This is a genomic window from Kitasatospora sp. NPDC002551 (assembly GCF_040296005.1).
In the GTDB taxonomy this organism is placed as follows: Bacteria; Actinomycetota; Actinomycetes; order Streptomycetales; family Streptomycetaceae; genus Kitasatospora.
The window spans coordinates 501,467-527,276 of record NZ_JBEOWI010000001.1; the positions used below are offsets into that span (position 1 = coordinate 501,467).

General features: G+C 74.3%; 21 protein-coding genes, 1 tRNA gene and 1 pseudogene. 8 read left to right on the forward strand and 15 right to left on the reverse strand.

The genetic code is table 11. The features are described 5' to 3' along the window. Window positions 1-199 precede the first annotated feature (199 nt). Window positions 200-865, reverse strand: a complete 666-nt coding sequence (locus tag ABT093_RS02240; RefSeq protein WP_350559037.1) for a bifunctional DNA primase/polymerase — start codon at window positions 863-865, stop codon at window positions 200-202. Between the two features lie 732 nt (window positions 866-1,597). Between ABT093_RS02240 and ABT093_RS02245 the strand changes: the two genes are divergently transcribed. Together ABT093_RS02245 and ABT093_RS02250 are read left to right on the forward strand one after the other, a co-directional pair. Next, window positions 1,598-3,157 (forward strand): PP2C family protein-serine/threonine phosphatase, encoded by a 1,560-nt coding sequence (locus ABT093_RS02245; RefSeq protein ID WP_350559041.1) that lies wholly within the window; start codon window positions 1,598-1,600, stop codon window positions 3,155-3,157. A 165-nt stretch (window positions 3,158-3,322) separates the two neighbouring features. Next, on the forward strand, window positions 3,323-4,822 hold the full coding sequence (locus ABT093_RS02250; protein ID WP_502884104.1) for an aminopeptidase P family protein: 1,500 nt from the start codon (window positions 3,323-3,325) through the stop codon (window positions 4,820-4,822). A gap of 99 nt (window positions 4,823-4,921) precedes the next feature. Here the strand turns inward: ABT093_RS02250 and ABT093_RS02255 are convergent, their stop codons facing one another. The 9 genes from ABT093_RS02255 to ABT093_RS02295 all read right to left on the reverse strand — a co-directional run bounded on the left by ABT093_RS02255 (window position 4,922) and on the right by ABT093_RS02295 (window position 14,876). Next, the gene (locus ABT093_RS02255; protein WP_350559044.1) at window positions 4,922-6,379 is read right to left on the reverse strand and encodes a hypothetical protein; all 1,458 of its coding nucleotides are present in this window, start codon (window positions 6,377-6,379) and stop codon (window positions 4,922-4,924) included. Next, window positions 6,376-7,065: an RNA polymerase sigma factor gene (locus ABT093_RS02260; RefSeq protein ID WP_350559047.1), complete on the reverse strand. Its 690-nt coding sequence runs from the start codon at window positions 7,063-7,065 to the stop codon at window positions 6,376-6,378. Before ABT093_RS02260 ends, ABT093_RS02255 begins: the two co-directional genes overlap by 4 nt. 121 nt (window positions 7,066-7,186) lie before the next feature. Beyond that, window positions 7,187-8,455 (reverse strand): hypothetical protein, encoded by a 1,269-nt coding sequence (locus ABT093_RS02265; protein ID WP_350559050.1) that lies wholly within the window; start codon window positions 8,453-8,455, stop codon window positions 7,187-7,189. A 208-nt stretch (window positions 8,456-8,663) separates the two neighbouring features. After that, window positions 8,664-9,446: a MerR family transcriptional regulator gene (locus ABT093_RS02270; RefSeq protein ID WP_350559053.1), complete on the reverse strand. Its 783-nt coding sequence runs from the start codon at window positions 9,444-9,446 to the stop codon at window positions 8,664-8,666. Between the two features lie 54 nt (window positions 9,447-9,500). Beyond that, window positions 9,501-10,661: a hypothetical protein gene (locus tag ABT093_RS02275; protein ID WP_350559056.1), complete on the reverse strand. Its 1,161-nt coding sequence runs from the start codon at window positions 10,659-10,661 to the stop codon at window positions 9,501-9,503. A gap of 267 nt (window positions 10,662-10,928) precedes the next feature. Then, window positions 10,929-12,251 carry an LPXTG cell wall anchor domain-containing protein gene (locus ABT093_RS02280; protein WP_350559059.1) on the reverse strand — a complete coding sequence of 441 codons (1,323 nt, stop codon included), beginning with the start codon at window positions 12,249-12,251 and terminating at the stop codon, window positions 10,929-10,931. A gap of 324 nt (window positions 12,252-12,575) precedes the next feature. Further along, window positions 12,576-13,460, reverse strand: coding sequence for an NAD(P)-dependent oxidoreductase (locus tag ABT093_RS02285; RefSeq protein WP_350797879.1), 885 nt, complete (start codon window positions 13,458-13,460; stop codon window positions 12,576-12,578). A gap of 168 nt (window positions 13,461-13,628) precedes the next feature. Next, window positions 13,629-14,042, reverse strand: a complete 414-nt coding sequence (locus tag ABT093_RS02290; protein ID WP_350559062.1) for a YunG family protein — start codon at window positions 14,040-14,042, stop codon at window positions 13,629-13,631. Window positions 14,043-14,312: 270 nt separating this feature from the next. Then, window positions 14,313-14,876 (reverse strand): GlcG/HbpS family heme-binding protein, encoded by a 564-nt coding sequence (locus tag ABT093_RS02295; protein WP_350559065.1) that lies wholly within the window; start codon window positions 14,874-14,876, stop codon window positions 14,313-14,315. Window positions 14,877-15,121: 245 nt separating this feature from the next. On the opposite strand from ABT093_RS02295, the gene ABT093_RS02300 reads away from it, so the two are divergent. The 4 genes from ABT093_RS02300 (at window position 15,122) to ABT093_RS02315 (ending at window position 18,644) form a co-directional block, all read left to right on the forward strand. Next, window positions 15,122-16,405: a sensor histidine kinase gene (locus tag ABT093_RS02300; protein WP_350559068.1), complete on the forward strand. Its 1,284-nt coding sequence runs from the start codon at window positions 15,122-15,124 to the stop codon at window positions 16,403-16,405. Continuing rightward, a complete protein-coding gene (locus ABT093_RS02305; protein ID WP_350559071.1) occupies window positions 16,402-17,046 on the forward strand; it encodes a response regulator in 645 nt (214 codons plus the stop codon). Before ABT093_RS02300 ends, ABT093_RS02305 begins: the two co-directional genes overlap by 4 nt. Window positions 17,047-17,537: 491 nt before the next feature. Next, window positions 17,538-18,188: a TetR/AcrR family transcriptional regulator gene (locus ABT093_RS02310; protein WP_350559074.1), complete on the forward strand. Its 651-nt coding sequence runs from the start codon at window positions 17,538-17,540 to the stop codon at window positions 18,186-18,188. Window positions 18,189-18,341: 153 nt separating this feature from the next. Then, window positions 18,342-18,644 carry a hypothetical protein gene (locus ABT093_RS02315; protein ID WP_350559077.1) on the forward strand — a complete coding sequence of 101 codons (303 nt, stop codon included), beginning with the start codon at window positions 18,342-18,344 and terminating at the stop codon, window positions 18,642-18,644. Window positions 18,645-18,708: 64 nt separating this feature from the next. Here the strand turns inward: ABT093_RS02315 and ABT093_RS02320 are convergent. Next, window positions 18,709-18,779, reverse strand: a tRNA-Gly gene (locus tag ABT093_RS02320). Window positions 18,780-19,040: 261 nt separating this feature from the next. Between ABT093_RS02320 and ABT093_RS02325 the strand changes: the two genes are divergently transcribed. After that, complete coding sequence (locus ABT093_RS02325) at window positions 19,041-19,277, forward strand: hypothetical protein (RefSeq protein ID WP_045938839.1); 237 nt, start codon at window positions 19,041-19,043, stop codon at window positions 19,275-19,277. 82 nt (window positions 19,278-19,359) lie between these two features. Beyond that, the gene (gene dcd / locus ABT093_RS02330; RefSeq protein ID WP_350559081.1) at window positions 19,360-19,935 is read left to right on the forward strand and encodes a dCTP deaminase; all 576 of its coding nucleotides are present in this window, start codon (window positions 19,360-19,362) and stop codon (window positions 19,933-19,935) included. A gap of 73 nt (window positions 19,936-20,008) precedes the next feature. On the opposite strand, the gene ABT093_RS02335 is transcribed toward dcd, so the two are convergent. The 4 genes and pseudogenes from ABT093_RS02335 to ABT093_RS02350 all read right to left on the reverse strand — a co-directional run bounded on the left by ABT093_RS02335 (window position 20,009) and on the right by ABT093_RS02350 (window position 25,742). Then, on the reverse strand, window positions 20,009-20,899 hold the full coding sequence (locus tag ABT093_RS02335; RefSeq protein ID WP_350559084.1) for an alanyl-tRNA editing protein: 891 nt from the start codon (window positions 20,897-20,899) through the stop codon (window positions 20,009-20,011). A gap of 120 nt (window positions 20,900-21,019) precedes the next feature. After that, window positions 21,020-21,976 carry a Yip1 family protein gene (locus tag ABT093_RS02340; protein ID WP_350559087.1) on the reverse strand — a complete coding sequence of 319 codons (957 nt, stop codon included), beginning with the start codon at window positions 21,974-21,976 and terminating at the stop codon, window positions 21,020-21,022. A 148-nt stretch (window positions 21,977-22,124) separates the two neighbouring features. Next, a pseudogene (gene manB, locus ABT093_RS02345) lies at window positions 22,125-23,198 on the reverse strand (mannose-1-phosphate guanylyltransferase); the annotation flags it as partial. Between the two features lie 321 nt (window positions 23,199-23,519). Continuing rightward, window positions 23,520-25,742: a (Fe-S)-binding protein gene (locus ABT093_RS02350; RefSeq protein ID WP_350559090.1), complete on the reverse strand. Its 2,223-nt coding sequence runs from the start codon at window positions 25,740-25,742 to the stop codon at window positions 23,520-23,522. Window positions 25,743-25,810 lie beyond the last annotated feature (68 nt).

Genomic DNA, 25,810 nt, shown 5'->3' on the forward strand with positions numbered 1-25,810 from the left:
TCACATTGTCGCCCGCAACCCGCAATTTCCGGGCTGCGAGGGCGTCTTGGAAATTGGCGCGGGCGCGGATCCTTGTTACTGTCTAAAGAGTCCGGTCGCTGGTGCATCCCCCGTCGCCAGCGGCCGGATCTTTTGTTTTCCGAACATCCCACGCCGGGACCGGTCGGGCGTGCCCGATCAGTGCGCCGACGACGGATCGTCAGTACGCCGAGCGGCCGCTGTCCAGCTGGACCGCCGCCGCCACCAACTCGCCCAGCAGCGGCTCGACCTGCGGCAGCCAGACGCCGCCGTCGGCCCCCTGACCGGGCGGCAGCACCCAGCGCACCCGGTCGCCGTCCCCGCCGCCGGGCGGCAGCGGCAGGAAGCCGCCGGCCCCGTGGTAGCGCAACGATCCGGGCACCCAGGGGAGTTGGACGAGCATCTCGCCGAGTGCGTCGAGCGAGTAGGGGGCGACCAGCATCGCGTAGCGGCCGGGCATCGCCAGCACCGGGCCGAGCCGCAGCCGCTGGGCGGCCAGGTAGGCGAGCGCGCGGGCGCCGGCCGCCGCCGGGAGGCTGACCGCGCAGACCGTCCGGCCGGTCGCCACCAGCAACGGGGCGTCCGGACAGCGCCGCTCCCACCACCAGCGCACCATCCGGGCGTCGGTGGTGGCCGCGAGCAGCGGCGGGTCGTGCGGGTGGGCACCCGGAACCCGGCAGTCCGGGTCGCCGCAGGAGCAGAGTCCGCCGTCGAGCAGGACGGCGCCGGGGACGACCGGCCAGCGGTACCCGGTGGCCGCCGTCAGGGCCCCGGCCAGCCGGGCCGCCCGGGCCGCCCCGAGTGCCGGCCGGCTCCTCGGGTCGTCGCGCAGTGGGTTGTCACGCATTGGCACCCGTTCCTTTCCGTGACCGCTCGGTGGCTCCGCCCGCGGTCGCCGGACCGGCCGCCGCCGCGCGTCCGGGGACGCCGGACCGGCCCGCGAACCGGACGGAGGGAACCGCCCGGGAGCCGGGTCGGAACGGACCGGGGGCCGGGCCGGAGCGGCCGGCGGGCGGGGCGGGCGGCGGTACGGACGGCGGTGCGGACAACGGCGCGGGCCTGGAGCACGCGGTGGAGCACGATGTGAAAGGGCTGCGGAATAGAACAGCCCTTGGAACGAGAATCCCGTATGCGACCGGATGGACGCCGCCCGGCCGCGGTTGGTTCCACCGTACGAGTGAGTCGCTTCCGGCCGACCCGGCCGGCCGGCGCCAGGGGCATACGATCCGGACGGCCGCCGGAGCCGTCCCCCCGGTTCTGCCCGCTCACCGGCCGCTCCATGCCCGACGGGCCCGGACGCGGCGTCCCGCCGGACCACGGCGCGACCGACCGGCGCGCGTGGAACGGAACGCGCCCCGCGGCCGGGCCCGCCACGGCGCGGAACCGGCCACCAGCCTTGTCATGGCTCTGGACATGCCCCGAATGGCCTGTGTAGAAGTGGTGGCATTGCTGTCGATCAATGACGAGTAGTAGCGAATCGAGGCGAAACGCGCCCTTTGGCCGTGCTCGCTCCTCACGGCCGTACCTGGGGGTTCCGCATGATCCGCGTGACACGCACCACCGCGTCAGGAGTGGCGGCATGACCGAGTCCCACCCACCGTCGACGTCCTCCGAGCCGGCCGAGGCCGGCGGCACCAGCGGGCTCTCCGTGCTCGACCCGCCGGGCTTCCCCGATCCGGCCGTGCCCACCGGGCAGCCGGACGGCCGAGCGCCCGGAGAGCTGCCGGGCGGCGGCGAGGGCGCGGGCCGGTCCGCGGGCGCCCCCGGCGCACCCGACGGCGCGAGCCCGGCGGCCTCCGCCGGTGGAGTGCAGGACCGTTTGGCCGGACGCCTGTCCGATTTCACCAGCCTGCACGAGCACACCGAACGGCTGGCCCGCGCCCGCGGCCTGTCCGCCACCCTGGACGCCGTGCTCGCCTCCGGCACCGCCCTGCTCGGCGCCGACCGCGCCCTGCTGGTCACCGCGCTGCCCGGCGGCGGCCCCAGCCAGCCGATCGGCCTCGGCCTGGACCGCGCCAGCCTCGGCTCGCTGGAGACCGTCCCGCCCGACCAGAGCCTGCTCGCCCGGCTGCTGCGCGCGCACGACCGGCCCGCCGAGCTGCAGTCGCACGACCTCACCGGCGACCCCGCGATCGGCGCCCGGCTGCGCGAACTGGCCGGCCACCTCGGCCTCGGCGGCTGCTACGGCCTGCCGCTCGCCACCGAGGAGGACGGCCCGCTGGCCGCCGCGCTCTGGTTCTGGGACGGCCCCGCCGTCCCGACCGAGCGCCAGCGCGAGCTGGCCCGCCGCTACAGCGAGGTGGCCGCCCCGCTGCTGGCCAAGCAGCTCGACGCGGAGCGGGTCCGGCGCACCACCGAGGCGCTGCGCCGGGGCCTGCTGCCCGACCACCTCCCCCAGCCCGCCGGACTGCGGCTGGCCGCCCGGCTCGTGCCGGCCGGTCTGGACCGCTCCTGCGGCAGCGACTGGTACGACGCCATCCTGCTGCCGGACGGCACGGTCGGCCTCACCGTCGGCTCGGTCTCCGGCGACGGGCCGGGCGCCGGTCCGGCCTCCGCCCCGGGCGCGGCCGCCGCGATGGGCCGGGTGCGGGCCGCGCTGCGGGCGTACGCGGTGCTGGAGGGCGAGGACCCGGTGTCCGTCCTGGGCGACCTCGAACTGCTGCTGAAGACCACCGAGCCGGCCCGCACCGCGACCGCCGTCTACGCCTGGGTGGAGCCGGAGGGACGGCGGATCACCCTGGCCGGGGCCGGGCACTGCCCGCCGGTGCTGGTCACCCGGTACGGCGCCGAGTTCGTGGAGACCTCGCTCTCCGCGCCGCTCGGCGTGCTCTCCTGCTGGGAGGCGCCCGGGGTCGAGTTCACCGCCGAGCGCGGCGACACGCTGGTCCTCTACACCGAGGGGCTGGCCCACCGCTTCGGCCCGACCCTGCACGCCGGGCAGGCCAACCTGCGCCGGGCCGCCGCCGACGCCCCGCGCGACGTGCGGATCGACCCCGACCGGCTCTGCGCCCACCTGGTGGCGGTCGCGGCGGAGCACGACGCGGGCGGACCGGGCCCGGCGGCCGTCCTCGGCCGCGACACCCCCGGCACCGGTCCGGCCACCGACGACCTGACACTGCTCGCCGCACGCTTCGAGTAGCCCGGGCGAACGGGCCCCGGGCGCGCGGCCCGCGTGCTTCGAACGGTCCGCACGAAGGTCCGAACGGATGAGCGGCCGGGCGTCCGTACCATGGACGCACGGCCGCCCACCTGTGTCGCGATCCGACGCGCCCCGGGCGGCACCACGCGCAAGGAGGCGACGTACGTGACCGAGGACCGCACCCCCGCGGTGGCCGAGAACCCCGAGGCCGCCGGCGGCGACGAGGAGCCGCAGCAGTTCAAGGGCCGCAAGAACGGCCTCTACTCCGAGGTCTCCGACGAGCTGGCCGCCTCGATGAAGTCCGGCTGGGCGGACACCGAGCTGCACGGCCTGACCCCGGTCCCGCAGGCCCCGTACGCCGCCGAGCGCCGCGCCAAGCTGTCCGCCGCCTACCCCGGCGAGCGCCTGGTCGTCCCGGCCGGCACCCTCAAGGTCCGCTCCAACGACTGCGACTACAGCTTCCGCGCCGCCAGCGAGTACGTGCACCTCACCGGCGACCAGACCGAGGACGCCGTCCTGGTCGCCGAGCCCGACGGCGCCGCCGGCCACACCTTCCACCTCTACCTGCTGCCCCGCTCCGACCGGGAGAACGGCGAGTTCTGGCTGGACGGCTACGGCGAGCTGTGGGTCGGCCGCCGGCACAGCCTCACCGAGCAGGAGCAGCTGCTCGGCCTGCCGGTCCGCGACGTCCGCAAGGCCGCCGAGGAGCTGGCCGAGCGCGCCGGGGACGGCGTGCCGACCCGGATCGTGCGCGGCTACGACGCCGGTCTGGAGACCGCGCTCGCCGGCGTGCTGGACGCCGACAAGGACGCCGGGCTCAAGGAGTTCCTGAGCGGCCTGCGGCTGGTCAAGGACGAGTGGGAGATCGGCGAGCTGCGCGCCGCCTGCGAGGCCACGGTCAAGGGCTTCACCGACTGCGTGCGCGAGCTCGGCCAGGCCGTCGCCACCTCCGAGCGCTGGATCGAGGGCACCTTCTGGCGCCGCGCCCGGGTCGAGGGCAACGACGTCGGCTACGGCTCGATCTGCGCCGCCGGCCCGCACGCCACCACCCTGCACTGGGTGCGCAACGACGGCGAGGTCCGCCCCGGCGAGCTGCTGCTGCTGGACGCCGGCGTGGAGACCAGCACCCTCTACACCGCCGACGTCACCCGCACCCTGCCGATCAACGGCCGCTTCGACGCGCTCCAGCGGAAGATCTACGACGCCGTCCACGACGCGCAGGAGGCCGGCATCGCGGCCGTGAAGCCCGGCGCCCGGTTCCGCGACTTCCACGACGCCTCGCAGCGGGTGCTCGCCGAGCGACTGCTCGCCTGGGGCCTGCTGGACGCCTCGGTGTACGACGTCGAGAAGGTCCTGGAGCTGGGCCTGCAGCGCCGCTGGACCCTGCACGGCACCGGCCACATGCTCGGCCTGGACGTCCACGACTGCGCCCACTCGCGCACCGAGGAGCACGTCGACGCGCTGCTGGTGCCGGGCATGGTGCTCACCGTCGAGCCCGGCCTCTACTTCCAGCAGGACGACCTGACCGTGCCCGAGGAGTACCGCGGCATCGGCGTCCGGATCGAGGACGACATCCTGGTCACCGCCGACGGCAACGAGAACCTCTCGGCCGGCCTGCCGCGCCGGGCCGAGGACGTCGAGGCGTGGATGGCCTCGCTGGCCTGAGCCACCGGGCGGCCGTACCGCCCGAGCCGCCGGCGGTCCGGCCCCCGAGCAGTGGGGGCCGGACCGCCGGCGGCGTTTTCGGGGTGGCCCGGGCGGCCCTCAGCGGCCGGCGATGGCCATGCTCGGGTAGATGACGACCGGTGCGGCCTCCTGCCCGTCCCCCGTGGCCCCCACGACCGCGGCGAAGCTCTCGGGGTCGGAGTTCCAGCCCTCCGGCACGCTGAGCCAGAACGAGAAGGTCGTCGACTCGTGCGGCCGGACCAGCCGTTCCAGCAGGGAGGTGTCGACCACCCCCCGCCCCGCCTGGTTCCGGGTGACCGGCAGGCTGCGCCGCCCCTCGGTGCCGTACCCGGCCTGGACCATGATCTGGCTGCCCGCCTCCGTGCCGCTCAGCAGGACGGTCGGGAACACCGAGGCCAGCGGCGCCGCACCGGGATTGCGGACGGTCAGCGTGAAGGTGGCGGCCCGTCTGCCGGGCTCGGTGAAGTCCTCGAGGAGTTTGACCGTGAACTCGGGCGCCATCCGGGCGGCGGCGGGAGCCTTGGACAGCCGCAGGGCGGTCAGCACCGACGCCTCCACCAGGCGCTGCGGCGTGGCCGGTGTCAGGGCCAGGGCCTCGATCAACAGCGTCCCCTCCCCGCTGTCGATCGAGGGGTCCAGCCGGTAGCGGACCGTCCGGGAGGCCCCGGGGGCCAGGGGGAACGCCGCCTCGTCGCCCGATGCCAGGTAGTTGCCCGAGGCCTCGGTCAGCGGGACGTCCGTCCAGGCGCCGCCCTCGTCCTCGCGCTGCAGCCGGCCGCGCAGCGACCGGCCGTCGCCGTCCGCGTCGGCGAGCGAGCGGACCGCCACCACGGGGGCCACCTTCCCGTACGTGATCTCGGTGGTGTTGTGCCAGGTCACCGTGAAGGTCACCGGGCCGGCGCCCACCATCGCCTCCCTCCCGGCCAGGCCGTCGAAGCTCAGCTCGATGCCCTGGGGGGAACGGACCACGCCCCCGTTGCCCGCGGCCGGGTCGCCCGCCGCCCGCGTCGCGGCCGCCGTCCCGTCCGGCTGCGGGGAGGCCGCGCCGGTACCCGGCCGGGTACTGCCCGGACCTTGGCCGCCGGAGGAACCGGAGGTGCCGGGGGCGGGCGTTCCGGAGGCGTCGTCCGGGCCCTGCGAGGCGCCCTGGGCCGGGGCCCCGGCCGGGCGGCCGAGCACGTCGGTGGGCCCGTCGGTCGGGGACCTCGGGTTCGGGTCCCGGCTCGGGTCGGCGCTGGTGCTCATCGTGGCCGCCGGTGCGTCGTCGCCCTTGTCGGCGAGGGTGTCGCCGGGGACGGTGAGCACGCCGATGACCGTCGCCGCGGCCAGCCCCATCAGCGGCAGGCTCACCAGGTAGGCGGGCCGGCGGCGGATCCGGGGGCCGCTCGGCGGGTCGGCCGGGCGCAGGTCCTGGGCGGTGATCCGGACGGCGCGGGCCGCCATGGCCTCCCGGAGCAGGCGCTCCACCGGTGACTCGCCGCCGGGGCCCGTGCCGCGGCCCGCCCCGTCGGACGTGGGGCGCCGCTCCTCGCTCATCGGGCGTCCTCCAGCTTCTTCTCGAGGGCGTCCAGAGCCCGGCTGGCAGTGGACTTCACGGTGCCGCGGGACACCGAGAGGATCTCCGCGATCTGCGACTCCGACAGGTCCGACCAGTAGCGCAGCACCAGCACCTCCCGCTGGCGCGCGGTCAGCTCCTGCAGGGCCACCAGCACCCGGCGGTGCTCGTCGTGGAGCACCGCGTGGTCCTCCGCCGACGGCGCGTCCGCCTCGTGGGGCGGCACGTACTCGCGGGCCGTGCGGCGGCGGCGCAGCACCGACCGGGCGCCGTTGACCACGGCGGTGCGCAGATAGGCCAGCGCGTTGTCCAGGTCGTCCAGTTGCTCGCCGTGCCGTTGGTAGAGCTTGGCGAAAGCTTCCTGCACGACGTCCTCCGCCTGGTCCTGGTGGTCGACCAGCAGCACCGCGAGGCGGACCAGGCTGAGCCGGTGGGTGAGGTAGAGGTCGGTCAGCGACGGCCGGCCCTCGTGCGTCCGGCCGCCGCCGGGCAGCAGCCGGAACCCGGCGCGGCGCCGGCCGGCCGACTGCGCGGCGACGGGGATGTCGAGCACCTCGCCCCCGCCCTGCGGCGCCTCCTGGGCGCCGAACAGCAGCGTCACCAGTCCGCGCAGGGTCGCCCCCCACCCCCGGCCGGACCCGGCGGCCGGCCCGATGGCCATGGACATCCGTCTTCGCTCTCCCCCCGACGGCGTTCCGGTTCCACGGCGGCGCGTCAGGACATCGTCTTCGGGTGGCCGGAGCGGTCGTGCTGAACGGCCCGGCCCTGCTCTCTCGGTTCTCCGCCCGCTACCAGCCGGCCCTGAGCAGCGGAACGATCGCCGCCCGGTCGGGCAGTGCCCGGCCGTCGACGCCGGCACCCGCCGTCATCAGGACGACCGCCTCGGGCATCCACCCCGACGGCACGTTGAGCCGGAACTCGTAGACCACGCTCTCCCCCGGCCCGAGCACCCGGGTGAGCCCCGTGGTGTCCAGCCGGACCCGGCCCTGCTCGTCGACGGATCCCTGGAGGCGGAGCCACTCGCCGTCGGCCAGCACCTCGGCGATCAGGTCGGCCGGCGACAGGTCGTGCTTGCCGTTCCAGGTCCCCCGGTCGGTCACCGTCAGCGCGGGGGTGACGGTGTGCTGGGCGAAGCCGTCCAGGTTGGCCAGCTCCACCTGTACCTCGGAGGGGAGCCGGCCCCTGGTCCCGTCGCTGGGCTTCGTCATCGAGAACTGGACCGGCTGGTCCACCTTCACGTTCACCTGGGCCTTCGCGCCGCCGGCCCGCACCGCCTTGGCGCTGCGGCCGATCCATCCCTCGGCCTGGACCGGCAGCCGGCCCGACGGGCTGCCGACGGACAGGGTCAGCCGGTAGCGGACCGTCCGGCTCTCTCCGGGGTCGAGCGCGAACGCGCCCGGCTGGGAGCCGCTGCCCACGCCCGGCTGGTCCAGCTTGACCTCGCGCCACTCGTCGAGGTCCTTGCGGTCCAGCATCCCCATGGCCGTCCTGCCGGGGCGGGCGAGCACGGCCGGGTAGTCGTACGGGAGCACCCGCACCACCGGGACGACCTCGTCGTAGCGCTGCCGGGTGGTGTTCCTCCAGGTCACCTCGAAGTCGAGGTAGCTGCCGCCGGCGTGGATCTCCCAGGCCCCGGAGAGCGGGAGCATGGAGACGTCGACGGCCTCGGCGACCGCGCCGGGCATCTCCTCGGGCCAGGACGGGGAGATGCCGCGCGCCGTGCCGGACCCCGGCGTCGGCCCGGGCGCCGGCGTCCGGTCGGCCGCGGCGACCGGGGCGAACACCGGCGCGCCCCCCTCGGCCACCGGCGCGGTCAGCGCCGACCGCATCCGTGCCGGCCCGGCCGGTGCCGGCTCCCCCGGCACCGCCTCCACCAGTGCCGCACCGACCGGTGCCGTGCCTATGGACCCCGTCCCGGTGGACGCCGCCCCGACCGCCCGTGCCGGGCGGAGCTCCGCGCCGTCCTCGGCGGGGAGCAGCGCGTAGCCGGCCGCACCGGCGACAACGGCCGCCAGCGGAACGGTCCTGACGAGACGCCGGACAGTGGACGGGCGCATGGTGGTTTCCCCGTGGTAGTCGGACTCTGCCTGTGCGGCGAGGCCCGGAACCGGCGCGGTCGGACCCGCGCCGAATCGGCCCTCACCCTTTCAGACGCCCAAGTACCCGCGGGGTTGTGGGGTGTTCGAAGAAAATTTCGTCGTGGCCGGAACGACCCGCCTCCGACGGCGGTGCGGCCCGCCCCCTGGGGGGCCGGGCCGCCGTCCGCTACTCCTGCCCGCCGGTGCGCAGCTCCGCGTTGGCGAGCATGGCGTCGTGCAGCCACTGGGCGAGGCCGGGGGCGAGATCCTCGTAGACCTTCGTGAAGCGGGGGTCGGCGAGGTACATCCCGGCGATGCCGCGGTGGATCTCGAAGGTGCAGTCGTAGAAGTTCTCGCGGATGTGCCGGCGGTGCTCCTCGGCGAGGTCCACGGCCCGGCCGCCGTCGGCGGGTTCGCCGGCGGTGAAGGCCTCCACCAGGCGGGCGTTGAGCGCGTCCGTCTCGGCCTTGATCCGCTCCCAGTCGGCCTTCTCGTAGCCGCCGGTGCGACGCTGGGACTCCGCCCAGGCCGCGGTGTCGCCCCAGCGCTGCTCGGCCTCGGTCTCCCACTCCTCGCGGTAGTGCTCGCCGAAGAGCTCGAACTTCTCCTCCGGGGTCAGCTGGATACCCATCTTCTCTGCCTCCATGGCGTGTTCGACGGCCGCGGCCAGTTTCTGGAGATGGGCGATGCGGTCGGTCAGCAACCGGTGCTGGCGCCGCAGGTGCTCCCTCGGACTCACCGAGTCGTCGTCCAGGACGGCCGCGATCTCCTCCAGGGGGAACCCGAGTTCGCGGTAGAACAGGATCCGCTGCAACCGGCCGAGGTCGGCCTCGTCGTACCGGCGGTAGCCGGCCGGCGTGCGTCCCCGGGGGGACAGCAGGCCGATCTCGTCGTAGTGGTGCAGGGTGCGGACGGTCACCTTGGCGATCCTCGCCACCGTGCCGACCGTGTACCCGTCGTCGGTGTTCATCCGGGTTCTCCCTCCGTGCTGACCACGACCCTCCCTCCTCCCGTTGCGTGAGGGTCAAGCCGGTTCCGGTACGGGTCGGTCGGCGGCCGGCCCGCGTTCGGCGCGCCGCCGCGCGCCGTCCTGACCGGCGACCCGTCGCGAGCCGCCGCCGCGCCCGCCGCGCCGCGGCCGGGTGGGCCAGAGCAGCACGTAACCCGCCGAGAGCACCACGAAGGCGAGCCGGACGAACCCGCGCGCCGGGTCGGACGGGAGGAACAGCGTGCCGCCGTACAGGGCGGCCAGCGCTGTCCAGCTCCACCACGGCACCAGCCGCCGCTGGCCGACCGTGTCCCAGAGCAGCGTGCCGAGCAGGATCGACGCCGAGTAGTACGTGTAGACGCTCGGGTCGAGCAGGATCCGGGCGTCCGCCCCCAGCAGGACGACGGCCGGCCAGCGGCCTCGCCACACCGCCAGGCAGCCGAGGGACAGGCCGAGGGCGAACTGCGCCGGGCGGTCCCACCACGGCGTCGCCGGATCGGTCACCCCGAACCAGCGCAGCGCCGAGGCGGGCTGGTTGGGGATGGTGAACTTCGCGGCCGCCATGGTGTCCAGGTCGCCCAGGTAGAACGGCAGCCAGGCGACGGCCACCAGCCCGGCGAACCAGAGCGCCGCCCGCGGCCATCCGGCCCTGGGCAGCGCGAGGACCAGCGGCGCGAAGGCCAGCGCCCAGGGTTTGGCATCCACCGCCAGCGCCAGGTGCACGCCGACCAGGGCGGCCCGGCCCCGGCTGAGCTCGTACGCGGCGAGGGTGGTGAAGAACAGCGCCAGCACGTCGTCCAGGTGCGCGAAGCGCACGGACACCTCGACCCACATCGGGATGAACGCCAGCCCGGCGATCAGCAGCCGCTGCTGGAGCCGGCGGTGGTTGGTGCCGGTGCCCAGGTAGTACCGGGCGGCGGTGCGGCCGACCAGGACCAGCATCGCCAGGCCCAGTGCGGACATCACCGCCTCGGCGAGCACTTCGCCGGTCCCCGGCGGGAACGGGGCGAAGAGCCGGGCCACCGCCAGGCTGACCGGGCCGATCTGCAGCTCGGGGTGGTGGGCGTAGAGCCCGAGGCCGCCGTCCGGCCGGCCGCTGAAGAGCAGGTCCTCGCCCTGGCGCAGGTAGTGCCAGGAGAACCCGCCGTTCGGCGCGACCAGCAGGAACCAGAGGAGCGTCCAGGCGGACAGCACCACGTGGTGTCCGCGGACCGGCAGGCCCGCGATCCGGCCGGTGGTGGCCGCGTGGTCGGTGCCGGCCCGCGCCGCGTGCCGCGACCGTGCCGGCCCTGCCGAGCGCCCCGCGCCCCTTCCCCGCACCCCGGTACCTCGCCTGCCCCCGTGTCGGCCCCCTCGGACGGTCATCCTAGGCACGGCCCGGGCGGCCCTTCGCAACCGCCCGTGCCCCCGGTGGACCGGGGACACGGGCGGTTGGTGCGCGTCGTGTGGCGCGCCGTCGGCGGATCAGCCGTGCTGCGCGGCGCGACGGCGGCGGAGCACCACCAGGGTGCCGACACCGGCCGCGAGGACGGCGCCGCCGGCGATGGCGATGCCGGTGGTGTCGTCACCGCCACCGGTGGTGGCCAGGGCCTTGTCGGCGTTGGACCGCGCCTGGACGACGGCCTCCGGGGTGATCGGCAGCGGCGCGATGGCCGGCACCTTCACCGGGAAGTCGATCGGCTGCCGGGCACCGGTCTCCTCGTCGTCGCCCGGCGTGCCCGCCGGGGCCGAGGTGACCGGGCCGGAGGCGCTCGGCGACACGCTCGCGCCGGAGGTCGTCGACGCGCTCGGCGACGCGCTGGGGGAAGCGCTCGGCGAAGCGCTGCCCGACGGCGTCGCGCTCGCGCTCGGCGTGGCGGTCGCGGACGGCGTCGTGCTCGACGTGGCGCTCGGCGTCGCGGTGGCGGACGGGGTGCCGGTCGCCGACGGGCTGGTGCTCGCGCTCGGCGTGACCGTGGCGCTCGGGCTGCCGGTCGGCGTCCCGGTCGGCGTCCCGGTGGCGGACGGCGTGGTGGTCGGCGAGGTGGTCGCCGACGGCGAGGTGGTGGCCGAGGGGCTGCCGGTCGGGCTCGCGCTCGGGCTGGTCGTCTTGGTGGGCGTCGGCGTGGCGGTGGGGCTCGGCTTGCCGCCCGCCACGATCCTGAACCGCTCGGCGCACTCGCCGTCACCGGCGAACTCACCCGGTCCGACCGGCTTGTTGGCCTCCACCTTGGAGGCGAAGACCACCGGCACCACGCCGGCCGTGCCGAGCGGCGCGTCCTTGGTGACCGAGACGCGGACGGTGACGGTGACGCTGTTGCCCTTGTTCACGGCGAGCAGCGAGCTCTTGTAGTCCGGCACCGCGTTGTCGATGAGCTTGGCCAGCAGGAACAGCACGCCCTCGTCGTCGCTCTCGCCGCCGCCCGGCGCGGGCTTGGCAGGCAGCCAGCTCTTGGTCCGGTCCAGCGACTCGGGCAGCTGGTACTCGACCTTGAGGTGCTCCCCGCGCAGGTTGCCCTTGGCGTTCTTGAACTTGAGCAGCGGGTAGTAGACGAAGTCGTGCTTGGTGTTGTTGTCGACCGTGAAGTTGAACAGCTTGGTGTCGCCGCCGGCGACGAAGGTCCGCGGCACCCCGTCCAGGGACAGGTCGAGCGCGCGGGCGGCGGCCTTGTCGGCCTGCGCCGCGGCGGCGGGCGACGATCCGGTGGTGGCGGCTGCCACCGCGCCCTGGGCGCCGGTCAGGGCCATCGAGGCGGCGAGCGCTGCGGCGCCGGCCAGGGCGAGACTGCGAGGTATGGAGATGGACAAGGGAGACCTCACGAGAGTGTCCGGGCGCGGCCCGGGAGCGCGGAAGGACCGAGCGGCCGTCCGAGCCGCGATCCCCCCGCGAAGCTGAAAGTCCGACGGAGACTACCGAAGGCCGCGACGGCGCCGGAAGGCGGGTGCCGGTTTCCGGCGGCGGTCGGAGAAATTCTGTCCGGTTGGCCCAACTCTGCCCCGGCACAGGGCTTTTGCTCCCGACCGCCAGGTGGCGCCGGGGTGACCGGTACACGTCCGCAGGACGGTACCGCACGGCCCCTCGCCCGCGCCGCTCCGTTCCGCCCTCCGCCCGCGCCGTTCCGTCCTCGCGCGCTACTCCGGCAGCCCGGCCCGCCGGCGCGCGACGGCCGCGACCGCCGCCCAGTCCTTCTCGCCGTCCCCGTGCGCCAGCGCGTCCAGGAACGCGTCCCGCAGCACGCTGCCGAACGGCAGCGGCACGTGCTTCGCCTCGCCGGCGGAGAGCGCGAGGCCGACGTCCTTGAGTCCGAGCGGCAGCTTGAACCCGGCGGGCTCGTAACGGCGTTCGGCGACCATCGCGCCGTAGCCGGAGTAGATCGGCCCCGGGAAGAGCGTCCCGCTGAGCATCTCGATCAGGTCGGTCGGCCGGACGCCGTTGGCCTCGGCCAGGCTGCACGCCTCGGCCATCGACTCGATCGCGCAGGCGAGCAGGAAGTTGGCGCTGATCTTGGCGGTGTTGGCCTGGCCCGGGCGCTCGCCGAAGTGCCAGACCCGCCGGCCCATCGCCGCGAACAGCGGCTCGACCGCCGCCAGCGACTCCGCGCTCCCGGCGGCCAGGATGTTGAGCTCACCGGCCTCCGCGACCGGCGGGCGGCCGAGCACCGGCGCGGCGACGTAGCCGATGCCGTACTCGGCGTGCAGGGCCTCGGCGCGCTCGGCCAGGGCGACCGAGACGGAGGCCATGTTGACGTGCACGCCCGCCGTGGCGGCCTCCAGCAGGGCCGGGTCGAGCAGCAGCCGCTCCACGGCGTCGTCGTTGGCGAGCATCGAGACGACCACGTCGGCCGCGAAGACGTCGGCCAGACCGTCGGCGGCCAGGGCGCCCCGGGCGACCATGGCGGCCACCGGCGCGGGCGAGCGGTTCCAGACCCGGACGGTGTGCCCGGCCTTCACCAGGTTGCCGGCCATGCCCTGCCCCATCGCGCCCAGTCCGACGAAGCCGACCGTCATCCCGCTCATCGCGCACTCCCGCTGTCGCCCGGCGGCCGGAGCGGTCCTCCGACCACGATCAACCGACTGTACGTCAGACGCCGGACACCGGCGGCCGGGCGCCGTACGCCGGAGGCCGGACGGTCGTGCGATCGGCCAGGTCGCGCCACCGGGGGCGGGTGCCGGGTGAGCGCCGCGTCAGGCCGCCGCGGCGTGCCGCCCGTCCGCCGAGCCGGCCTCCAGGTGCGCGACGACCCGGTGGCGCAGCAGCTGGTACTGCGCCTGCAGGCGGCCGGGGCGCAGCGGGCGGGCGACCGGCCGGCCGGGGCCGACCCGCTCGTCCGGGCCGAACCGCGAGCGGGTCATGTCGATCTCGGCGCCGGCCGCGGACCGGTTCCACCAGTGCAGGTCCGTGCGGACCCCGTCGGTGGACACCTCGCCCATCATCAGCTCGCCGCCGAGCAGGTCGTGCACCACCAGGGCGGTCGCCCGGCACTGGCCGTGGGCGGGATTGTCGGGACGCCACTGGGCCTGGTCCTCGGGCGCGCAGGTGTCGACACCCCAGGAGGAGCGGATCGCACGTTCGATGTCGTTGAGGGTCCACGCCGTCATAGCGGGAAGCCTGCCACGCGCCACCGACAGCGGCAGCGGCTTTTCGGCGGACGGCCCCGTGTTCTGCGGCGACCGGCGCGACCTTCACCCGTACGGGGAGCCCACCGGGGCGGTGGCGTGCGCCGGGGCGGTCGGGGGTCCGCCCCGGCGCGCGCGGGCCGGCCGCGCGCCCTCGGCGGCGGCCGGTGCTCTCGGCGGGTGCTGCTCGGCGGGCGCTGCTCGGCGGGCGCTGCTCGGCGGGCGCTCTCGGTGGGTGCTGCTCGGTGGGTGCTACTTGGCGAGCGCCTCGACGCCCGCCTGCGCGAACTGCTCGTCGAGGTCGCCGCTGGGCGCGCCCGCGACACCGATGGCCGCCACCGGCGCGCCCTTGGACTGCACCGGGGCACCGCCGGCCAGGAACAGGGTGTTCGGGATGTCCTTGAGGTTCGGGGCCTGGGCGAGGCGCTTGGCCAGCTCGGAGGTGGGCGCGTTCCAGGAGACCGCCGTGAACGCCTTGCGCACCGCCGACTCCGGCGACTGCGGGCCGGCGCCGTCGCCCTTGAGCAGCACCCGGGTGACGCCGTCGCGGTCGACGACGGCCACCGAGACCCGCTGGCCGGCCTTGGCGGCCGCGTCCAGGGTGGCCTGGGCGGCCTTGGTGGCGGCCTCGATGGTCAGGCCGGTGGTCTGGGCCAGGTTCTTGTTCTGGGCGTCGGCCTTGACCGCGGCGGCGGCGACGGCCGGGGTGTCGGTGGCCTCGGCGCTGGCCGAGACGGCACCGACGGTCGCGGCGGCCAGCGCGGCGGCGGCGACGGTGCCGGTCAGCACCTTGGTGCGAACGGAGGTCTTCTTCATGGTCCGGCTCCTCGTCGGATGGCGGTGGTGGGGACGGGTTCGATCCTGCGTGGACGGCCCCCCGCGCCACATCGGCGGTCCGGACACCGCGGCCGGGCATGATGGACGACGGGCCCGTCAGCCGATCGGTTGATGCGTCCCCGGACCGGACGGGCCACCATCGGAGGATCGCCGCAGCCCGGACCGGCGGCCACCGGCGGCCACCGACGACCGCGACGGCGAGCGGACAGAGCGAGGAGCGGCCCGTGCACCACCCCGGCCCCCCGCCCGCCTCCCCCGGATCCGCCGTCGCCCCCGTCGGCCCCTCCTCCCCCGACCCGGACGCCGGCCGGCTGGCCGTGCTGCTCGACTCGGCGTTCCTCCTCCTGCTCGCCGCCTCGCTCAGCCGCTTCCTCACCCACCACCCCGGCAACCCGCGCATCCCCTGGGTGCTCGGCCTGAGCATCGCCCTGGCCGTCGTCCAGCCGGTCGGCTCCTGGCTCGCCCACCACCGTCCGCCCGCCCCTGGGCAGCGCCGCCGCGCCTGGCCGCTGGCCGTGGTGACCGTGCTCTGGGTGGTCCTGGTGCTGCTCGCGCCGAGCTTCTCCTGGTGCGCCGTCCCGCTGGTCTACACCGCCCTGCGGACGCTGCCCACCCCGGCGGCGATCCCGCTGGTCGCGGCGCTCACCCTGCTGGTGGTCGTCGGCGAGGTCCGGCTGCCGGGCCCGCCGGACGCCAACCTCGTGCTGCTGCCGCCCGCCGTCGCCGCGCTGGCCACCGGCGTCTTCCTCTACATGGAGCGGCAGGCCGAACGCCAGCGCGCGCTGATCGCCGACCTGGTCCGCACCCGGCGCGAACTCGCCGCCACCGAACGGCGGGAGGGCACGCTGGCCGAGCGCGAACGGCTGGCGATGGAGATCCACGACACCCTCGCCCAGGGCCTGTCCAGCCAGCAGATGCTGCTCCAGGCCGCCGACCGCACCTGGGACGGCGACCCGGCGACCGCCCGGGGCCACGTCCGCACCGCCGCCGAGGTGGCCGCCCGCAACCTCGCCGAGGCCCGCCGCTTCGTCCACGACCTCGCGCCCGCCGAGCTGGCCGACGGCCGCACCCTGGACCAGGCGCTGCGCTCGCTCGCCGAGCGGGAGTCCGCCGAGAGCGGGTTGCCGGTCCGCTTCCACCTGGACGGCACGCCGGTGCCGCTGCCGGCGGCCGCGCAGTCGGCGCTGCTGCGGATCGCCCAGGGGGCGCTGGCCAACGTCCGCGAGCACGCCGGGGCCTCGGCCGCCGGGCTGACCCTCTCCTTCCTCGGCGACCAGGCCGTCCTGGACATCGCCGACGACGGCCGAGGCTTCTCCCCCGCCGCCGCGCCCTCACCCGCCCCCGCCCCCTCGGGCCGCGGCCACGGCCTGCCGGCCATGCGCGCCCGGCTGCGCCAGCTCGGTGGCACCCTGACCGTGGAGAGCGCCCCCGGCGAGGGCACCGTGGTCTCCGCCGCCGTCCCGCTCACCCCCGACCGCCCGTCCCCGGGCCCTGGAGCCGTCCGATGAACCCCACCCCCGCCCCGTCCCCGGTCCGGCTGCTGGTCTGCGACGACCACGCCGTGGTCCGGGCCGGCCTGCTCGCCCTGCTGGCCAGCGCCGGCGACATCGAGGTGGTCGGCGAGGCGAGCAGCGGCGAGGAGGCGGTCGACCTGGCGGCCCGGCTGGCCCCGCAGGTGGTGCTGATGGACCTCCAGCTCGGTGACGGCATCGACGGCGTGGAGGCCACCCGCCGGATCACCGCGGCCCCGCACGCCCCGCACGTCCTGGTCCTGACCACGTACGACACCGACGCCGACATCACCCGGGCGATCGGCGCGGGCGCGACCGGCTACCTGCTGAAGGCCGAACGGCCGGAGGAGCTGTTCGCCGCGGTGCACTCGGCCGCGCGGGGGCGGACGGTGCTCTCGCCGCCGGTCGCCTCCCGGGTCATGGCGCAGATGCGGGCCCCGGCACCGCAGCTCACCGAGCGCGAGACGGACATCCTCGCCCAGCTCGCCCAGGGGCTCGGCAACCGGGAGATCGCCCGCGCGCTGTTCATCAGCGAGGCGACCGTGAAGACCCACCTGGGCCGGATCTACGACAAGCTGGGGGTCGACACCCGGGCGGGCGCGGTGGCCGTCGCCAAGGAACGCCGCCTGCTCCGCTGACACCGACATGCCGCTCGATACCGACAGGCCGTTCGGAATGTCGGACTCCGAACAAGCGCCCCCACCGCACCGCGCCCCCGCCCGGTGGCCTTCGAACGACCGGCCTCCACCAGCCCGTTTCCCCGTGGCCGCGCTTCCCCCTTGCCCTCCGGCTCCCCATCCCCGATGGTGGATGCCGCACGGATTCACCATTGACAAACCAACCATGCGGTTTGTTACCGTAATGATCAACGACGCCCCACCTCAAGGGGGCTTGCCGGGCCTGTGCGGAGCGCTCTCGCCGGAGAGCGGCGCCAGGGGGGACGGCGGGAGTCCGGGGCGATCGGGGGGAGCGGCGAAGAGCCGCGCGTCGACGCGGCGCGGAGCGAGTCCGGGGGGACTCGCTCCGCGCCTCCCTGCTTTTCCCTCCGGTCCTCCTCACCCGGTGCCATCGCGACCCCCACGGGTAAACTGCACCGGGTAGTGCAACACCCCGAGGAGGGACCCGCCCGATGAGCACAGTGGACCCGGCACCGACCACCGCCTCACGCCGCATGCCGGAGAAGCGCCGTGCCATCGCCCGCGCGGCGAGCACGGTGTTCGGCCGCGAGGGCTACACCCGGGCCAGTGTCGACGCCATCGCCACCGAGGCCGGCGTCTCCAAGCGCACCATCTACAACCACTTCGGCGACAAGGAGAAGCTCTTCCTCTCCGTCGCCCTGGAGACCGCGGGCGAACTCACCGAGATCGTCGCCGGCCTGGCCGACCGTCACCTGCACAAGATCGTCGACCTGGAGGCCGACCTGACCGCCTTCGCCGTCGACCGCGCCAGGGCCGTCCTGGCCGCCGGCGAGCACTACGCCCTCGGCCGCACCATCCGCGCCGAGGCCGGCAACATCCCGCCCGACGTCCTCGCCGCCTGGCTGGCCGCCGGCCCCCTCGCCTCCCAGCGCGACCTCGCCGACCACCTCGCCCGCCTCGCCGCCCAGGGCCTGCTCACCCTCGACGACCCCGACCTCGCCGCCACCCACTTCACCCTCCTCACCTTCAGCGGCGCGGCCGACCAGTCCTTCTACGGCGCCGTCCCGATCTCCGACGCCGCCCTCCACACCACCGTCACCACCGGCGTCCAGGCCTTCCTCCGCCTCTACCCCCACCCCTGACCAGGGCCCCAACCCTCCACTCCGGCAAGCGAAACGGGTACAGATCCCCCGAACCGGCGACCCCGGCTCTAAACGCGGAACGTCGCGGGCATCCCACCCTCGGTTGCTTCGCAGACGAAGCGACACCCGTGTGACGAGCGAAAGGCCGAAGCCATGAGCCTGCTCCAGACCGGCAAGCTGCAGCTCAACTCCACCCACGCCACGGAGACCACCGGCGGGGACATCTCGACCTTCACCCAGGTCGCCTTCCCCACGCCCTTCCCCGAGAACACCAACGTGATCGTCGTTCCGTTCGTCCAGACCTTCAACGGCCCCGACACCCCGGGCCTGCGCATCGCCGACGTCACCACCACCGGCTTCAAGATCCGCTTCAACGAACTCGTCGGCACCGGCAGAGCACTGTCCGACGGCCCGCACACCACCGAGACCATCGGCTGGATCGCCACCACCGTCTGACCCGCCCCACCCCGCACAACACGAAAGCCGCAGGTCCAATGACCTGCGGCTTTCGCACTACCGGAGCGGGCGACGAGAATCGAACTCGCGCTCTAAGCTTGGGAAGCTCATGTTCTACCATTAAACTACGCCCGCCTGATGAGCCGTCAGAGACCGCTCGATCTGTCCCTCACTGTACCCCATCCGTGACGCCAGCCGCACAGGTGGGTGGTGGTTGTGGCGCGGCGGCGGGGGTGGGGGCGGGGGCGTACTGTGTGGGCCGCGTGAGAGTGCCCCGGCGGGTGGGCGCGGGCGGCGAGCCTTGGTGTGGAATGTCCGGTACATCCCCTAATGTGACGCTGGTCCCGGGGGCTCCGCCGTTCGGGGCGACGAGTACGGGTGAGTACTGGGGTAAGGATGGGAAGGGGATCGATGGAGCAGCGCGCCGTCGTTCGTTGTGCCGAGGGGCACCTGTTCAGCACCACCACGTTCCCGATGCAGAACCTCGGACCCGGTCGGCTGGGGCCCGGCCGGCTGATCAGGTGTCCGCAGTGCGGACGGCTGCGGAGTTCGGTGCTGGCCGACGTACGGGAGCTGTCCGAGCCGCAACTGGCCCGGGCGCTGCGGCTGGAGGCCGCGGAGTTCCTCGCCTGACGAGGGCGGACACGGGAGAGAAGTGACAGGTGCGGCCCCGGGCGATTCGTCCGGGGCCGCGTCGTGCACGTAACCTCGAAGCGTGCTGCTCTCTGACAAGGACATCCGGACCGAGATCGACAACGGCCGGGTGGTGATCGATCCGTTCGACCCCGCGATGATCCAGCCGTCGAGCATCGACGTGCGACTGGACCGCTTCTTCCGGGTCTTCGAGAACCACCGCTACCCGCACATCGACCCCTCCGAGGAGCAGCCGGACCTGACCCGGCTGGTCGAGCCGGAGGGCGACGAGGCGTTCATCCTGCACCCGGGCGAGTTCGTGCTGGCGTCGACCTACGAGGTCATCACGCTGCCGGATGACGTCGCCTCGCGGCTGGAGGGCAAGTCGAGCCTGGGCCGGCTCGGGCTGCTGACGCACTCCACGGCCGGCTTCATCGACCCGGGTTTCAGCGGGCACGTCACGCTGGAGCTGTCGAACGTCGCGACGCTGCCGATCAAGCTCTACCCGGGGATGAAGATCGGGCAGCTCTGCCTGTTCCGGCTCTCCTCGCCGTCGGAGCACCCGTACGGCTCGGAGCGGTACGGCTCGCGGTACCAGGGGCAGCGCGGTCCGACGCCGTCGCGCTCCTACCTGAACTTCCACCGTACGGACGTCTGAGCAGGACGAGGACGGGACGAAGAGCGCACGGTGCGGGCGGTCACCCTTCCGGGGGTGACCGCCCGCCGGCGTCTCAGGCGCGCTTCGGGCGGGTGACCGCGACCAGCTCGCTGCCGTCCTCGGAGAGGCTCAGCTCGGTGCGGAGCCCGGCCAGCTCGCCCAGGTGGTGCAGGTGGGTGCCGCCGCAGAAGATCTGCGCCGCGCCCTCGGGCAGCTCGCAGTGCCACTGGCGGCGGGCGGTCAGCTCCGGGCCGGGGACGTCGATGCGCACCGGGGCGTCGGCGGCGACCCAGGAGGCCAGCCGGCTGTTGACGGCCTCGGTGAGCCCGGGCAGGGCGTCGGCGAGCGCCGGGAGGTCCTCGGTGGCCTCGGTGGTGAAGCCCTTCTTGCGCAGCGACTTGCCGAGCCGGTAGGTGTCGGTGCTCGCCTCGGTGTCCATCACCGAGCTCGCCATGGCGAGGCTGTCGAAGTCCGGGTGGCCGAAGGCGTCGGAGCGGCCCGGGTCCTTGCGCCAGCGCGGCGCGAGCGCCTCGTTGAGGGCGAGGGCGAGCAGGTGGCAGCCGCTGTGCGAGGCGCTCAGCGCGGCGCGGCGCCCGGCGTCCACGGCGAGGACGGCGGTGCGGCCGACGAGGTCGCCCGGGTCGGCCGCGAGGACGTGCAGGACCAGCCAGGACCACTCCTCGTCGCCGCGCCGGACCGGGATGTCGGCGCCGACCAGCGGCGCGCCGCCGTCCGGGCCCACCGCGCCGGTGAGGCAGTCGACGACGGCCAGCTCGACGCCGTCCACGGTGAGGGTGCCGAGGTCGGCGGGCTGGTCGGGCCAGGTGTGGTCGAGCGGGTGGAACGGGGTCGCCCCGGTGACCACGGCGTAGCGGCCGTCGCCCATCGGGTGCACCGCGAGCACCGTCGACTCGCCGGTCACCGCCCCGGCCGGGAAGCTGACGTGGGTGGTGGGGAGGGTCATGCCTGGCTCCGTGCGGGTGAGGGTGAACAGGTGGAAGAGGTGGAAGAGGTGGAAAAACGGAACGGGCCCCGCGAGGCGAGGCCCGTCCCCATTGTCGCCGAGAGTCGGCCGCCGCCGAGGTCAGCCGAGGGTCGGCAGCTTGATCAGCACCAGCAGGGCCAGCAGCTGCAGCGCGGCCGCGCCGGCCGCCTTGCCCCAGGGCAGGTCGTGCACCCGGCGGACCATCGCGGCCAGCAGGTAGCCGCAGAGCAGCCAGGTCGCCCAGCCGACGACCTGGACGAGCAGGTTGTCGGCGGGCAGCACCAGCGCCAGCAGCAGCCGGGGCGCGTCGGTGACCCAGCCGATCAGCACGGCGAGGCCGACGGTGGACTGCCAGGGGCCGTCGCCGCCGAACTGCCGGGCCAGCCCGTACGTCACGGCTCCGAGCATCGCGCCGGCCAGGGTGAAGCCGATCGCGGCGGCGAGCATCGCGGTGAGCGCCACCGTGAAGGTCGAGTTGACCACGTCGTCGCGGGTCAGGCCGATGCCGAGCACGGCGAGGGCGCCGTAGAGCAGGGAGACGGTGACGGCGGGCAGCCAGACCTGGTGGTCGCGGGTGCGGTCGAAGATCGCGGTGGGGGTGCGGAACAGGCCGGTCAGCAGCTCGCGCCAGGTCGGCCGGGGGCCGGTGACCTGCGGCGCGGACTGCCCGCCGGCCCGGTAGACGGCGACGTTGTCCTGGCCGTAGGCGTCCGGGTGCGAGGGCTGCTCGTACCCGTACGGCGCCTGGCCGTAGGAGGACGGCTCGCCCGCGTAGGGGTCGCCGCCGGCCGGGAAGGCCCGGGTGTGGCCCGGGTTGTCGGCCGCGTAGGGGTCCTGGTGCGGGGCCTGGTGCGGGGCACGCGGACCGTACGGGTCGTACGGCGCTCCGTACGGCTCCTGGTGCGCCCCCGGGTGCGGCCCCTGCTGCGGCCCGGTGAAGTACTCCGGCCCGTCCGTCGGCCCGTACCCCCCGGGCGCCGCCTGCTGCTGCGGGGGCGCCGACCACCCGCCACGGGGGTCGGCGCCCTGACCGCTGTCGTATCGATTGCCAGCCACGTTCCGAAGGTACCCGCCCGGCGGGCACCGCGGCGGGCGGGCACCGGACCGGGGCCGGTTTGCAGCGAGCCTGTTACCGCCGCGCGCCGACCTTCGGCCCGTGCACCGCGGCGGCGGCGCTGGTGCCGGCCGGGCATCCGCCCGGACCGGCCGAGGTGCGCACCGCGCCGACCGGCAGCAGGGTGCCGCAGGCGATCCGCACGCCGTTCGGCAGCTCGTTGTCGGACTCGACGATCGCACCGTCGCCGATCACCGCGCCGTCCAGCGCGGTGCGGTCGCCGATGGTCGCGAAGGCGCCCACGATGGAGTCCTTGACCAGGGTGTCCGGGCCGATGACGGCGCCGGGCAGGATCACGCTGCCCTCGACGATCGCGCCGGCCTCGACGACCGCGCCCTCGGAGACCACCGTGCCGCCGCTGAGCACCGCCCCGTGCCGCACGGTCGAGCCGGGCAGCAGCAGCGCGTCGCCGGTCGGGCCGGGGACGGCGGGCGAGTCGACCTTGCCGAGCACCAGGTCGGCCGAGCCGCGCACGAAGGCGGCCGGGGTGCCGAGGTCGAGCCAGTACGAGGTGTCGACCACACCGCGCAGCAGCGCGCCGGTGGCCAGCAGCTCGGGGAAGGTCTCGCGCTCGACGGAGACCTCGCGGCCGGCCGGGATGCGGTCGATGACCGAGCGGGTGAAGACGTAGCAGCCGGCGTTGATCTGGTCGGTGACGATCTGCTCGGGCGTCTCCGGCTTCTCCAGGAACTCCAGCACCCGCCCGTCGGCGTCGGTGGGCACGAGCCCGAAGGCGCGCGGGTCCTCGACCCGGGTGAGGTGCAGGGTGACGTCGGCCCCGGCGGCCACGTGGCCGTCGCGCAGGGCGGCGATGTCGACGCCGGAGAGGATGTCGCCGTTGAACACCAGGACCGGCTCGTCGGGGCCGCAGGTGAGCCCGGTGGCCGCGTTGCGGATGGCGCCGCCGGTGCCGAGCGGCTCGCGCTCGGTCAGGTAGACCAGCTCGATGCCGTAGGGCGTGCCGTCCTGGAAGTGGTCCTCGAAGACCTCGGCGAGGTAGGAGGTGGCGAGCACCACGCGGGTGACCCCGGCCGCCGCCGCGCGGGCCAGCTGGTGCGCGATGAACGGGACGCCTGCCACCGGCAGCATGGGCTTGGGGGTGTGGGTGGTCAGCGGACGCAGTCGCGTGCCCTTACCACCGACCAGCATGATCGCCTCGGTCATGGTCTGCGCTGTTCCCCTTGTGGTCTCTGCGGCCCGGCCCGCGGGCCGATACCTCCGTCGGTGTGCTGGACGCCGTTCCGGGGGCCGGAACGGATCGACCGGCTCGCGGCCGGTCCGGCGCCTACTGTATTTCCTTCCGACCGAGCGACCCCCCGGCGGCCCGGTGGTCGGCGCCCCGGCCGGTGCCCGCGCCGCGGCCGCCGGAGCGGAAAAGCCCGGCCCGGGCGGGCGCTGGCGGCGCCCCCCGGGCCGGGGTGGTTGTTGCAGAACTGTCGAACAACCGGGCCGGTTCCACGGCCCCGTCGGTGTGTCGGGCGCGCCTCAGGCGTCGACGGTCTGCGGCTCCTCGGCCCCGGCCGGCGGGATCGCCTTGACCGAGTCGAGCAGCAGCTGGGCGACGTCGACGACCTTCAGGTGCTCCTTGGCCGCGCCCTCGTTCTTCTTGCCGTTGACCGAGTCGGAGAGCATGACGAGGCAGAACGGGCAGGCGGTGGAGACGATGTCCGGGTTGAGGGACAGCGCCTCGTCGACGCGCTCGGTGTTGATCCGCTTGCCGATGCGCTCCTCCATCCACATCCGCGCGCCGCCGGCGCCGCAGCAGAAGCCGCGCTCCTTGTGGCGGTGCATCTCCTGCTGGCGCAGCCCCGGGACCTTGTCCATGATCTCGCGCGGCGGGCTGTAGACCTTGTTGTGGCGGCCCAGGTAGCAGGGGTCGTGGTAGGTGATGAGGCCCTCGACCGGGTTGACCGGCACCAGCTTGCCCTCGTCGATGAGGTGCTGCAGCAGCTGGGTGTGGTGGATGACCTCGAAGTGGCCGCCGAGCTGCGGGTACTCGTTGGCGATGGTGTTGAAGCAGTGCGGGCAGGTCGCCACGATCCGCTTGACCGGGGCGTCCTCGAGCGCCGCGTTCAGGGTCTCGACGTTCTGCGCGCCGAGCATCTGGAAGAGGAACTCGTTGCCCAGGCGGCGGGCGGAGTCACCGGTGCAGGACTCCTCCTTGCCGAGGATCGCGAACTTCACGCCGGCGGTGTGCAGCAGCTCGGCGAAGGCCTTGGTGGTCTTCTTCGCGCGGTCCTCCAGGGCGCCGGCGCAGCCCACCCAGTACAGGTACTCGACCTCGGCGGGGTCGATGTCCTCGCCGATCACCGGCACCTCGATGCCGGTCTCCTTCTTGAGCTCCTTGACCCAGTCCAGACGGGCCTTGGTGGCCATGCCCCAGGGGTTGCCCTTGTTCTCCAGGTTCTTGAGCATGGTGCCGGCCTCGGTGGGGAACGAGGACTCGATCATCACCTGGTAGCGGCGCATGTCGACGATGTGGTCGATGTGCTCGATGTCGACGGGGCACTGCTCGACGCAGGCGCCGCAGGTGGTGCAGGACCACAGCACGTCGGGGTCGATGACGCCGTTCTCCTCGGCGGTGCCGACCAGCGGGCGCTCGGCCTCGGCCAGGGCGGCCGCGGGGACGTCCTTGAGCTGCTCGGCGGTGGCCTTCTCGGTGCCCTCCATGTCCTTGCCGCCGCCGGCGAGCAGGTAGGGGGCCTTGCCGAAGGCGTGCTCGCGCAGGCTCATGATCAGCAGCTTGGGCGACAGCGGCTTGCCGGTGTTCCAGGCCGGGCACTGCGACTGGCAGCGGCCGCACTCGGTGCAGGTGGAGAAGTCGAGGATGCCCTTCCAGGAGAAGTGCTCGACCTGGGAGACGCCGAAGACGGCGTCGTCGGCCGGGTCCTCGAAGTCGATCGGCTGCCCGCCGCTGGTCATCGGGCGCAGTTCGCCGAGCGCGGTGGAGCCGTCCTCCTCGCGCTTGAAGTAGATGTTGAAGAAGCCCAGGAAGCGGTGCCAGGCGACGCCCATGGAGGGGTTGATGCCGATGGTGATCGCCCAGGCGAAGGAGATGCTGATCTTCAGCATCGCGAAGAGGTAGACCAGGTTCTCCAGGGTGCCGTGGGACAGGCCGCGGAAGGCCACCACCAGCGGGTAGGAGATCAGGTACGTGGCCTCGTAGGAGCCGACGTTCTCCAGCGCGCCCTCCAGGCCGCGCAGGATCATGATGCACAGGCCGATGCCGAGGATCGTGTACTCGACGTAGAAGGCCTGCCAGGCGATCGAGCCGGCGAAGCGGGACTTGCGGCCCGCCCGGCCGGGCAGGCTCAGCAGGCGGATCACGATCAGCGTCGCGATGCCCAGCGTGGTGAGGGTGCCGACCAGCTCGGTGAACAGCTCGTACGGAAGCCAGCCGCCGAGCACCGGCAGCACGAACTCGGCGTCGAACAGCTGGAAGAAGGCGGTCAGCAGGGTCAGGCCCAGGGTGAAGAAGCCGACCGCGACGAACCAGTGGGCGATGCCGACGATCCCCCAGCGGTTCATCCGGGTGTGGCCGACGAACTCCACCGCCACGGTCTTCACCCGCTGCGCGGGCTGCCCGAAGCGGGTGGCGTCCGGCTGGCCGGTGCGCACCACCCGGTAGATGTACAGCGCCGCACGAGCGGCGAGCGCGGTGCCGACCACGAATGTGACCAGCGAGATGACGATCGCTGCTAGCTGCATCGGCTCTCCGTCTCCTGCGGCTTGCGTGTTACGGGTGTGCGGTGTCCCCGAGGGGCAGTGTACTCGTC

What these genes read in the sequence shown, in the direction of transcription:
- ABT093_RS02240 (WP_350559037.1), bottom strand. Translation starts at nt 865, where the DNA reads ATGCGTGACAACCCACTGCGCGACGACCCGAGGAGCCGGCCGGCACTC.
- ABT093_RS02245 (WP_350559041.1), top strand. Translation starts at nt 1,598, where the DNA reads ATGACCGAGTCCCACCCACCGTCGACGTCCTCCGAGCCGGCCGAGGCC.
- ABT093_RS02255 (WP_350559044.1), bottom strand. Translation starts at nt 6,379, where the DNA reads ATGAGCGAGGAGCGGCGCCCCACGTCCGACGGGGCGGGCCGCGGCACG.
- ABT093_RS02260 (WP_350559047.1), bottom strand. Translation starts at nt 7,065, where the DNA reads ATGTCCATGGCCATCGGGCCGGCCGCCGGGTCCGGCCGGGGGTGGGGG.
- ABT093_RS02265 (WP_350559050.1), bottom strand. Translation starts at nt 8,455, where the DNA reads ATGCGCCCGTCCACTGTCCGGCGTCTCGTCAGGACCGTTCCGCTGGCG.
- ABT093_RS02270 (WP_350559053.1), bottom strand. Translation starts at nt 9,446, where the DNA reads ATGAACACCGACGACGGGTACACGGTCGGCACGGTGGCGAGGATCGCC.
- ABT093_RS02285 (WP_350797879.1), bottom strand. Translation starts at nt 13,460, where the DNA reads ATGAGCGGGATGACGGTCGGCTTCGTCGGACTGGGCGCGATGGGGCAG.
- ABT093_RS02290 (WP_350559062.1), bottom strand. Translation starts at nt 14,042, where the DNA reads ATGACGGCGTGGACCCTCAACGACATCGAACGTGCGATCCGCTCCTCC.
- ABT093_RS02295 (WP_350559065.1), bottom strand. Translation starts at nt 14,876, where the DNA reads ATGAAGAAGACCTCCGTTCGCACCAAGGTGCTGACCGGCACCGTCGCC.
- ABT093_RS02305 (WP_350559071.1), top strand. Translation starts at nt 16,402, where the DNA reads ATGAACCCCACCCCCGCCCCGTCCCCGGTCCGGCTGCTGGTCTGCGAC.
- ABT093_RS02310 (WP_350559074.1), top strand. Translation starts at nt 17,538, where the DNA reads ATGAGCACAGTGGACCCGGCACCGACCACCGCCTCACGCCGCATGCCG.
- ABT093_RS02315 (WP_350559077.1), top strand. Translation starts at nt 18,342, where the DNA reads ATGAGCCTGCTCCAGACCGGCAAGCTGCAGCTCAACTCCACCCACGCC.
- ABT093_RS02325 (WP_045938839.1), top strand. Translation starts at nt 19,041, where the DNA reads ATGGGAAGGGGATCGATGGAGCAGCGCGCCGTCGTTCGTTGTGCCGAG.
- ABT093_RS02335 (WP_350559084.1), bottom strand. Translation starts at nt 20,899, where the DNA reads ATGACCCTCCCCACCACCCACGTCAGCTTCCCGGCCGGGGCGGTGACC.
- ABT093_RS02350 (WP_350559090.1), bottom strand. Translation starts at nt 25,742, where the DNA reads ATGCAGCTAGCAGCGATCGTCATCTCGCTGGTCACATTCGTGGTCGGC.